Raw genomic sequence first — 10,747 nt, forward strand, 5'->3', positions numbered from 1 at the left:
GCCTCTCTTCAAAAGGTAATTCAACGTTTCTACGAGGAATAAAAAGTCTCAAGGATGTGCCGAATCGCCTCTGAGCGGGATTGACCGTGGTCTGTACAATGCCGCTCCAGCTTGTCCCACAATTCGTCTGGCAGCGTAAGCGAAACTTTCTTCGTCACGCCGATACCCTTACGGCCCGCTCCCTCCCGCAAACCGCCTCTTGTAAATAAGAACCCAAGCTGTCCTTCCTTGTTCGAAACACCGATTTTGATTGGATCATCGCTCACTGCATACACCTCAGATATATGAATTAAGTAACTTAAATCAAATATTCGTTACTTTCATCATATCATCTCTAGCAACGACTTACAATCTTATGGAAAATGTCATCGATCTTATCGGTTACCAATGATTGAGGATCTCCCAATGATCTTCGAACGCGAATAGGAGTCCAGCTACACAAATAAGCCCAGACGGAAATCACCTTATCGAAGCCATTCATGGATGAGCGACCGCGTTTAGAGGTAGGCTTTATCGCCAATAACAAATTGACTTTTCCTAATAGTTTAGGAAAAGATAATTTGTTATGTGGTAGAATAGTAGTGACTAAAGCACCTTTACATACGAAGGGAATGAATCCATCATGTGGCGCATCGTTGGATGGCTGCTAGTCCCGTTCCTGCTGCTTCTCTTCAGGTGGCGGCGGCTCGGCAGATCGGCCCGCTTTCTTGGCATTATGTGGACGATTGGCATAGCCATTATTGCAATTAGTTTCATTCCATCCATGTCGCAAGACTCAGGCGGCAAAGTTGATTCTGCAGCAGCACCATCAAGTGATCAATACGACGTAAAGCTTATTTTCCCGGCTGACCGGTATCCCGAGACAGCCGATCATATTCAAGACGCCATTGCAAAGGGCGAATCCGCTATCTGTACCATCGATCGAACAGCATCGGATAAACATCGGGAAGCTTCATTAGCCGGTATACCGACGAAGAGAGGTTATGACCGGGATGAGTGGCCGATGGCGATGTGCGCCGAAGGCGGCGCAGGCGCTGACATTCGTTATGTAACACCTAGCGATAATCGCGGAGCCGGTTCATGGATCGGCGGACAGCTCGATGATTATGCGAATGGCACACGTGTATGGATCGTTATCGACGATGCAGAGGCTTCGAATGAGATCGGATCGGACCTGGATGCGGCCGCTCGCACAGGATCTAACTCGGCGGTGACCAACGCTGCCGCAGGTGCGGGAACAACTCAATCCAATACGAGTTCTGTAGAAGAAACGACCAAGGCGGACAGTAAAGCAACTTACGAAGCAAGCCCGAAGACCACGAAACCAGTAGAATCGAATGTTTCTTCCACTTCAGACTCTACCGAATCGAAAACGGTCGTCTACAACAATTGCACAGACGTCCGTGCAGCAGGTGCAGCTCCGCTGCATCAAGATGACCCCGGATACAGCAAGAAGCTCGACCGGGATGGCGATGGCGTTGCTTGCGAATAACAGGCGTTAAGCGTGCGAAGCAGTTGATTACTATCCAATTACAACAAAAGTGAGGCGCAGCGATGCTATGATTGCTCAAGCTATCATCATACAAAATCAACATGTGCTCATGGTTAAGCAATTCGTTCAACGCGGCGACATCGTCTGGAACTTCCCCGGAGGCGGAATTGAAGAAGGCGAAACGCCGGAACAAGCCTGCATCCGTGAGCTGCGCGAAGAAACTGGATATGAGGTACAGATTGTGCAGCTGCTTCATGAGCAGTTCGACAAGTACACCTTCGCTGCCCGCATTATGGGCGGCGAGCTGCTGCATGATTTTGCAGGCGCCTACAATGAAGACATTATTGAAGTAGCATGGATCAGCTTGGCCGATGAGAGCAAATTCGATCCCGTAACGAAGCCGATGCTGAATTTGTACCGAAAGACTATGGGACTAGACTAATAGACATAACAAAAGGAGAAGGACGTCTTCGGGATGTCCTTCTCCTTTATTACCTCGAATTCGGCCTCTTTCACTACGTAACGAACTCCAAGATTCGTTCGTGATGCATCAGCGGATCGCCAGTTACTGCCTAGACCTTAATGCTCCCCAACTCAGCCAGCTCAACAGCCGTCAGCTTGAAGCGCATCGACCCCGCCAGCTCTTCTGCGTGATGCGGCTTCGAAGCGCCTGGAATAGCGAAGACGGTATCGCCATTCGCATGAATGAGCCAATTGAGCGCAATTTGAGTTGGCGATACCCCGTACTGCGCTGCCAACTGATCCATACGCGTCATCAAAGGCCGCGAACGTTCAACAGCCTCCGGCTTTAATCCACCGTTGATTCGGCGCATAGCCGATATCCCATTCAGCAATTCAGGGCTGCGATGGAACTTGCCGCTCAGCAGCCCCTGCTTCAGCGGGCTGTAAGCGATGATCGCAACACCGAGCTCCTTCGCCGTTTCCAGAATGCCATTGTGCTCAATCTGCCGGTCCAGCAGGCTGTACTTGACCTGATTCGAAGCAAGCCGCAGGCCATGCTCGCGCAGTGTACGATCGGCCTCTCTCATCTTCTTCGCCGAGAAATTGCTTACGCCAATATGGCGGATTAGCCCCTGCTCCGCCAGCTTCGCCATCTGCTTCATCTCGCTTGAAGCCGAAGAAAACGAGAACGGTTGATGCACTTGATACAGATCAATCGTTCGTCCGGCCAATGCCTTCTGCCGCTCTCCGATCGAACGCGGAATGTTGGCGGCGGTTCGCATGATCGGCCACCATTTGGTCGCAATGCGTGCTTCGTCACTCAACGGAGCAAGCGCTTGAAGCGAAGAGGCTAGAACCCGCTCCGACTCGCCATTGCCATAAATCTCTGCCGTATCGAACCAATTGATGCCGCCCTCCAAACAAATTCGAATGATATCACGGACCTGCTCATCAGGGAGCGTAGACCAATACTTGCCGATTAGGCCTTGTCCACCGCTGAACTGCCATGTACCAAGACCGATCGGCGTCAACTTCAAATCTGTTGCACCCAACTGCCGATATTCCATTCTTCGTAACCTCCCATTCGTCGCTCTCATCCGGTCTCCTATCGTATCCACAGGCCTGTCCGTCTCATCTACCATCGAACTTATGCAAGATTTGCTAATATGCACAAGCATAGCACATTTGCCCTGACATTGAGGTTCAATAGGCAGATAAAAATAAGGCTGTACACCCGTCATCGCATGATGACCGACATACAGCCTTACTTGGTTTAACCCATCATCGACTCGTTAACCGCTAGGTTCTGCTGATCGCCCGATACCGTCACCTTCGGCTTGCGAAGCGTAAGTCCAAGCACGAACCCAACAAGCGCAAGCACCGACAGAAGCAAATACGCATCATGGAACGCAGAAGACATCGCATCCGGTATCGGCTTCAATCCGTCTTCGATATGCTTCGTTGTCCGATTCGCAATGATCGTCGTCAAGCCTGCAACGGAGAAAGACGTAATGACCTGCTGCGTTGCGCTCGTCAGCGATGTCACTCGGCTGACCAGACTTGGCGGTGCGGATTGAATCAGATACGTGTTCAACGGAATGAACGACATACCGAAACCTGCTCCCAGCAGAATACGCGGGACAAGGAACGCCCATGGACTCTGATCGGAATCGATCTGCGCAATGAGGTATGCGCCGGCCGATACGAGCAGCAAACCGACGAATAACAGCGGACGAGCTCCGATACGGTCATATAATCGTCCGCCGATCGGCATGAACGTTGCAGCGGCGAGCGCCTGCGGCAGCGTCCACATTCCTGCGTGAAACGCGTCCATGCCCATGAGCTTCTGCATGAAATAAGGAATCATGAAGATGATTCCGAACATCGTGAATTGCATGACCCACTGTACAACGATGCCGCGTGTGAACAACGCCGAGCGGAATACGCGCAGCTCGAGAAGCGGCTGTTGTTTGCGAGTAAGCTCTACGATGATAAACAATACGAGTGCAACTGCTCCTCCAGCCAAGCCGATAATCGTTTTATCCGACGACCAGCTGACCCCGCCTTCGCTAAGTCCATAAGACAATCCGGCAAACGCCAATGGACCTAGAATAATGCCGAGCATATCAAGTGAAGTCGATGCCTGCTTCGGCAGCTTCGGCAATTGCCAGAATGCAAGCGCAAGACCGATAATGCCGATCGGCAGATTAATAAGGAAGATCCACTGCCAATTCACATAATCGACCAAATACCCGGCCAGCATCGGCCCAAGCGCCGGCGCCATCAGTATCGGAAAGCCCATCATACCCATAATGCTGCCCGCCTTCTCGGGCGGACTCATGCGGAATGTCATCGCGAAAGCGATCGGCAGCACCATACCGCCGCCAAGCCCTTGAAGCACGCGGAATACGATCAACTGCTCCAGCGTGTTCGCTTGCGCGCACAATACAGAACCAATCGTGAACAACAGCAGCGAGATGATGAAAATTTGCTTCGCGCCAAACTTATCGGACATCCAGCCCGCAAGCGGAATGACCGCGGCCTGCGCAAGCGCGTAGCCGGTCACCGTCCACTGCACATCAAGCAGCGTGCGGCCGAAGTCGTCGCTTAATACGGGAAGCGCAACGTTCATCGCCGTTGAATCGAGAATAACCATAAAGATGCCTACGATAATAGCGATAAGCGGCCCTACGAGCTGACGCATGGATTGGACGGGCGCAAACCCATCCGGTGTTTGTGTATTCATACTGCCTCCTCCGCGGGACTTCATGATAGAAGAACCCGCCCTCTCAGCGATAATGCTGAAAGTGTAGCGCATGTGGGTAAATTTGGCAATGCTACATCAGCTGGAAAAGCGGTTTTTCACAAATAAAATATACCGGAACGCCATCAAGGCCGGAGCTAAGCTGATCCGCAAGCAGCTTCATGCCCGGAACTTCACTCTCGGCATGCCCGAGCACGATAAGTGCCCTGCGTTTCCCTTGCTGTACCGCGTCGGTCACATACGCAGGTATCTCCCACTCCATCCCTTCTCCAATAATGAACAGGTCCGGCGGCTCCGGCTGTGTTAGCGGAAGCATAACCGAAGCACTGCCTCGATAGCCTACGGATAACCCGATTCGCTGACAAAGAGTCGATGGATCGCCAACAACACGAACGTACTCAATGCCGAGCTTCTCTTTGACATCCTGCACGATTTCAGCCAACGTCTTCGCCGCAGGGAGCGCAACGATCGAGGCATGTTCACGTACTTCTGCGACATCATTGTTCCAATCCAGGTGCTCGATCAGACCGGCTGTTATAAGGTCCGGCTGTACGCGATGCACGCTGTCATGGTTGCGGTAGATCGCAAGACCAGACTGCCGAATCGTTTTATTTTTGTCCACAAAAACCGAGTCCTGCTTCAGCACTTCCATGGGATCACGATGGGCGTAATGCGGTCCCTCATGCGTGATGAGCAAATTCGCACCTCGTGCGATCGCTTCTTCGATCACGTACTGAGACGGCATAAAGGCGACCGCAATCGCCTTCGCTTCATCTTCAGGATTGCCTGCAAGCAGCCCGTCTACGGTATTCGGAATCGGCCCTTTCACCATCAAATCGATAACGTTCTGAATTGTAATGCCCAACTGTAAGCACCCTTCCCCTTGTTTGCTTAGTCGTTAGCGGCCCGCCTCCTCTAGACTAAGACGGACCTTTGACCGCTTTCTTCCACTCGCCAGCATATTTGCGCCGATACTTCATATCCGCTTCCTTCTCCATGAGATCAAGAGCGGTTTGGCGAATATACGGTTCCTTCACACGATCATACAACCTCCGCATGCTGTGAATGATATCGAATCGGATCAACGTGTAATTTTTCTCCTCGATACATTCCTCGTAACGTACTGCCAATCCTTCAATCAGCATCTCTCGCTGCTGCGGTCCTGCTAATCCGATCTGCCACAGCGACTGCAGGCTATGTCTCGCCGTTACGAATTTCTCGTCTCGCGTCACCGCCATCAATCTTGGAAAATCGTCCATGATCCGCATCTCCGGATCGCTCTTCGCCAGCTTGCTCAGCAGTTGTACGGCAATCGTTCTGCGATGATTGTCCGAATGCGTGAGATCGCTCTTGATCAAATCCCAGCATTCATAAGCCCAGTCTACCGTTTCTTCTGCCGCTTCCAACAACCCTATGTATCCCTCATTGCGTATGTACTTATCGGATGATTGCAGCTGCTCGAGGTATAGTCGAATAAGTGCATCCACTCGATGAATTCCTCCTTCATGGTATAGGACTAGCTATTGTTATTGTATTAGCCGTTACCAGTCTAATCCCTTTCTTTATGAAGTAAACAATAAAACACCTCCAATTCCGCATGAATTGCAGAGATTGGAGGTGTTTGCTGTTTGGTCAGCCTTTGACCGAACCGATCATAACGCCCTTCTCGAAGTACTTCTGAATGAACGGGTACACGATCAGGATGGGCAGCGTCGATACGAGAATGACGCCGTATTTGACTTGGTCAGCGAATTGCTGCGCATAGCCGCCGGACTCGCCGCCTGCCCCTGCGCCGCCTTCGAACACCTGGTTGGACAACAGAATGTCGCGCAAAATAATTTGCAGCGGCTGCAGCTCGTTGTCTCGAATATAGACGAGCGCTGTGAAGAAGTCGTTCCAATGCGCTACGAGGTAGTACAAGCCGATGACCGATACGACGGCTTTGGACAGCGGAAGCGCAACCGTTCGGAAGAACGTGAAGTGACTGCAGCCGTCGATCGATGCCGCTTCGTACAGCTCCTTCGGCAGCGAAGTTTCGAAGAATGTACGCGTAATGATCAGGTTGAATACGTTAACGCAGAACGGGAAGATGAATACCCACATCGTATTCGTCATGTGCAAGCTCTTGATCAGCAGGTAGGTCGGAATCAAGCCGCCGCTGAAGAACATCGTAATGACGAAGACGAACATGAGAAACCGTCTTGCGCGGAACTCGGGTCTGGACAACGCATACGCGGCAGGCAGCGTGAACAGCAAGTTCACGAACGTACCAAGCAAAGTGTATACGACCGTATTGCGGTAACCGATCCAGATCCGCGAGTCTCCGAAAATCTCTTTGAATCCGAACATGCTGATTCCTTTCGGGAATAACAGCACCTTACCGGTCGCAACGAGCGTCGAATCGCTGATTGAAGCGATCACGATGAAATACAATGGATATGCGACAATAAGAAACGATAATACAGCCAGCACAGCGACGCCTAGATCGAAGATCATGTCGTTGGCTGTTTTTTTACGATAACGGATCATTTCCACCGTATGCTACCCCCTCTCGCTCTACCATAGGCTAATGTTCGATACTCGCTTAGCAATCGCGTTCGTAACGAACAAGAAGAAGAAGTTAATGAGCGTATTGAACAGGCCGATCGCAGAGGAATAGCTGATTTGGTTCGACAGAATACCAATCTTATACACGTAAGTTGCAATAACTTCGGATACCGGCAGGTTAAGCGTGTTCTGCATCAGGAAGATTTTCTCAAATCCTGTGCCAAGCACGTTACCCATGCTCAGAATGAACAGGATGATCATCGTCGGTACGATAGACGGCAGGTCGATGTGACGAATCGTCTGCCAACGGTTAGCGCCGTCGATCTTGGACGAGTCATACAGCTGCGGGTCCACACTGGACAAGGCAGCCAAATAAATAATGCTGTTCCAGCCGCAGTGCTGCCAAATGTCTGAGAGTACATAAACCGGAATAAAGCTGTTCGTGCTTGCGAGCAGGTTCACATCACCGTAGCCGAGATGGTTCATCAAATTGCCGACGATGCCCGTATTCGGCGACAGCATAACGTTCAGCATGCCGACCATGACGACGATGGAAATAAAGTGAGGCATGTAAACCGTCGTCTGCAGCGTCTTCTTCGCCCGCTTCCAACGAATCTGGTTAATGAGAAGCGCTAGAAGAATTGGAGCCGGGAAGCCGATAATGATGGTCGCCAAGCTGATTTTGATCGTATTCCACATAATGTCTTTGAACAGGTAGTTGTCGATGAACATCTTGAAATAATAGAGCCCATGCCACTCCCCGCCCGTCAGACCTTTGGTATAGTCGTAGTCACGGAATGCAAGCTGAATGCCGTACATCGGAATGTAGTTGAAAATAAAAATAACGATAATCGCAGGGATGACCATGATCCACAGCTGATAGTCGCGGCGGAACGTATTGAAAATGCTTGGCTTTCTCGCCTTAATTGCGGCTTCCCGATTCGCCGGGACCGATAGCTTCGTTTGCGTAGACATTCGATCAATCTCCCTTGTCAAGGTGAAACGGCTGTCGCCGTCAACAGTCGGCGCAGGGCGTTTCATTCCGGAGAAATACTCGGAAACTTATAGATTTGTAGTTGGTTTAGTAAGCAGGGAACCTATTGCGACTTATTGGAATGAAAATGCTGCGCACCGCAGTGTGACAGGCGCACAGCATCTTCGTCACTGGTTGTTACTTCTTAGCCATGTAGTCGTCGTAGTACTTTTGCATAATTTCAATGTTCTGTTGAACGCCTGTTTTCTGCGCGTTCTTCACATAGCTGTCCCAGTCCTTCTCAATTCCTCCCTTGGTCACCCATTGCGAGAATTTCGACATCGCCAGGTTCATCAGGTTCGTATTGTTCAGGCTCATCGCGTTGTTGTCAGCCGAGCTGTACTTGATGAACATGCTTGGCAGTACGTCCTTATCCTTGTCAATTGCGTTGATTACGCTCATGAGCGGATCCGTTTGTTTGCCGACCGATTGCATGTCCGTACCAAGCGTCAGGTTAAGCGAGTCTGCGATGTACATTGGACCGTTGTCTGCGAAAGTCGATGTCCATTTCCAAGTGCCCGGATCCATTGCCGTATCAGTCGGCGGAAGCACGGAGTACGTGTCATCGCCATTGTCTTTGATGTTTGGTCCGATCGAGCCGAACAGTACTTGCATACTTACTTTCGGATCGTACAGCTCGTTCACGAAGCGCATTGCTGCGTCTTTGTTCTTCGATTTGGCCGAGATCGATACCATGTTCACGCCGTAGTTCAGGGAGTTGTAGTCGTAGTCCCAGCCCAATTGCGTGTTGTCGTCAGCCGAGTATTTCAGCGGAGCCATAGCCGTGTATTGCGGTGCCAGCGCGTTGCCGAAGCGGTCCGTTACTTCCCAGCCCCACGAGAAGCCGACTTTCGCTTTGTCGCCCGTACCGCGTGCAACCGATTGGTATTTGGTGTAGTCCTGCGTAAATACTTCTTTGTTGATCAGGCCAGCTGCGAAGCATTTGTTGAGGAATTCAACAAACGTTTTGTAGCGCTCGTCGAGGAAGAAGTTTTTCACTTTGCCGTCTTCCAGGAAGTAGCCTTGACCGCTGCCGTCCGTCAGCGTGATGCCGAGACTTCCGAGCAGTACGGTTGGGTGGAAGTAGCCGAAGCCGCCCGTGCCAACTGGCGCGAAGTCCATTGGAATCTCGTCGTTCACATCGCCGTCGCCGTTCGCGTCTTTTTCTTTGAACGCGAGAAGGACGTTGTAAAGCTCGTCCCAGTTCGTTGGCATTTGCAGGCCAAGGTTGTCCAGCCATTGCTGGTTGATATATTGTCTGGAAACCGTTGCCGGCCAGAAACGTTGATATTTGGACAGACCGTAGATTTTGCCGTCCGCTTGCGTTGAGATCGTCTTCGTCTCAGGCTTCGCGTCGAACATCGCTTGTACGTTCGGTGCATCCTTCGCGATCAGATCCGTCAAGTCTGCAAACAGACCAGGGAATTGCGAGTAGTCAGCGTCCGTAATCGCGTTAGGTCCGATGATCAAGTCCGGTACGTCGCCGCCAGCGAGCAGCGCCGCTTTCTTTTGACCCCAGTCAGCCGTTACCTCTTGCCATTTGATCTCAACGTTCGCTCGTTTCGCAGCTTCCGTGAGCCACTCCATCTTCGCAAGCTCTTTGGTCAGCGGGTGCTTCGTAAAGATTGCCGTCAGTTTAACCGGTGCCGAGTTCTGTGCGTCCGTGCTCGTTTGCGTATCCGTGCTCGTGCTCGATTCATTACCGTTGTTGTCGCTGTCGCTTCCGCAACCTGTCAGCGCAAGCGCTGTCAAAGATGTAGCAAGTGCAAGCGTTAGCCACTTTTTCTTCTTCATAGCTTCATTTCCCCCTGATTCTATAAAGTTGTGTCATTCGTGATGCAGTCTTGATCGGTGTCGTCGTGTTTGACACACTCATCATAGCAAGCGCTTTCAGAGGGGAACAATTCGGAAAATCATTGGATAAGGGGAGAATGATTAGGTGGAGCTTGGGTAGGGTTGAAAATGATTGTGTGCGGGGTCGCTTCGCGAGGGATGTCGTGTGCAGGGTCGCTGCGCGAGGGATGTCGTGTGCGGGGGGCGCTTCGCGAGGGAATGTTCTTTCGATCGCCGTGAACTTCGGATTCCATGAACAATCAGATCAGACGTAGTAGGAATCCAAAGTCCAAAGCGAACGCTATCGCTTCTACAGAATCATTCCCTCGCTTCGCTCTCAGGCACACGGCTCCAACTAAACATTCTCCTTGGGGGTGGTAAATTGAGGGGGACTTCCGCTTGCGCTATGCTTAGCTTCAGGAATATGCAGTCGCTTCGCGAGGAATGGCGTGTGCAGTCGCTTCGCGAGGGATGTCGTGTGCGGGGGGGGGCTTCGCGAGGGAATGTTCTTTCGATCGCCGTGAACTTCGGATTCCATGAACAATCAGATCAGACGTAGTAGGAATCCAAAGTCCAAAGCGAACGCTATCGCTTCTACAGAATCATTCCCTCGCTT

At 51.3% G+C, this 10,747-nt stretch carries 10 protein-coding genes and 1 pseudogene; 3 read left to right on the forward strand and 8 right to left on the reverse strand.

All coding sequences use genetic code 11. The features are described 5' to 3' along the window. Window positions 1-29: 29 nt before the first annotated feature. A complete protein-coding gene (locus SBI19_RS13465; RefSeq protein ID WP_317968945.1) occupies window positions 30-266 on the reverse strand; it encodes a ribbon-helix-helix domain-containing protein in 237 nt (78 codons plus the stop codon). 497 nt (window positions 267-763) lie between these two features. On the opposite strand from SBI19_RS13465, the pseudogene SBI19_RS13470 reads away from it, so the two are divergent. From SBI19_RS13470 to SBI19_RS13480, 3 genes and pseudogenes are all read left to right on the forward strand, one after another. Continuing rightward, window positions 764-1,138 (forward strand): annotated as a pseudogene (locus SBI19_RS13470) (NucA/NucB deoxyribonuclease domain-containing protein); the annotation flags it as partial. A gap of 72 nt (window positions 1,139-1,210) precedes the next feature. Continuing rightward, window positions 1,211-1,492, forward strand: coding sequence for an excalibur calcium-binding domain-containing protein (locus SBI19_RS13475; protein ID WP_317968964.1), 282 nt, complete (start codon window positions 1,211-1,213; stop codon window positions 1,490-1,492). 67 nt (window positions 1,493-1,559) lie between these two features. Further along, window positions 1,560-1,934, forward strand: a complete 375-nt coding sequence (locus tag SBI19_RS13480) for an NUDIX hydrolase (protein WP_317968947.1) — start codon at window positions 1,560-1,562, stop codon at window positions 1,932-1,934. A 130-nt stretch (window positions 1,935-2,064) separates the two neighbouring features. Here SBI19_RS13480 and SBI19_RS13485 read toward each other — a convergent pair whose 3' ends face one another. From SBI19_RS13485 to SBI19_RS13515, 7 genes are all read right to left on the reverse strand, one after another. Further along, a complete protein-coding gene (locus SBI19_RS13485) occupies window positions 2,065-3,021 on the reverse strand; it encodes an aldo/keto reductase (RefSeq protein WP_317968949.1) in 957 nt (318 codons plus the stop codon). A 206-nt stretch (window positions 3,022-3,227) separates the two neighbouring features. Next, complete coding sequence (locus SBI19_RS13490) at window positions 3,228-4,700, reverse strand: DHA2 family efflux MFS transporter permease subunit (protein WP_317968951.1); 1,473 nt, start codon at window positions 4,698-4,700, stop codon at window positions 3,228-3,230. Window positions 4,701-4,791: 91 nt separating this feature from the next. After that, window positions 4,792-5,583, reverse strand: a complete 792-nt coding sequence (locus SBI19_RS13495; RefSeq protein WP_317968953.1) for a Nif3-like dinuclear metal center hexameric protein — start codon at window positions 5,581-5,583, stop codon at window positions 4,792-4,794. Between the two features lie 55 nt (window positions 5,584-5,638). Beyond that, window positions 5,639-6,205, reverse strand: a complete 567-nt coding sequence (locus SBI19_RS13500; RefSeq protein WP_317968955.1) for a hypothetical protein — start codon at window positions 6,203-6,205, stop codon at window positions 5,639-5,641. Between the two features lie 145 nt (window positions 6,206-6,350). Next, window positions 6,351-7,214, reverse strand: a complete 864-nt coding sequence (locus SBI19_RS13505; protein ID WP_483312290.1) for a carbohydrate ABC transporter permease — start codon at window positions 7,212-7,214, stop codon at window positions 6,351-6,353. A 60-nt stretch (window positions 7,215-7,274) separates the two neighbouring features. Beyond that, a complete protein-coding gene (locus tag SBI19_RS13510; protein ID WP_317968968.1) occupies window positions 7,275-8,132 on the reverse strand; it encodes an ABC transporter permease in 858 nt (285 codons plus the stop codon). A 304-nt stretch (window positions 8,133-8,436) separates the two neighbouring features. Continuing rightward, a complete protein-coding gene (locus SBI19_RS13515) occupies window positions 8,437-10,092 on the reverse strand; it encodes a type 2 periplasmic-binding domain-containing protein (RefSeq protein ID WP_317968957.1) in 1,656 nt (551 codons plus the stop codon). Window positions 10,093-10,747: the final 655 nt, after the last annotated feature.

This window comes from Paenibacillus sp. CCS19 (assembly GCF_033239625.1).
GTDB lineage: Bacteria > Bacillota > Bacilli > Paenibacillales > Paenibacillaceae > Paenibacillus_T.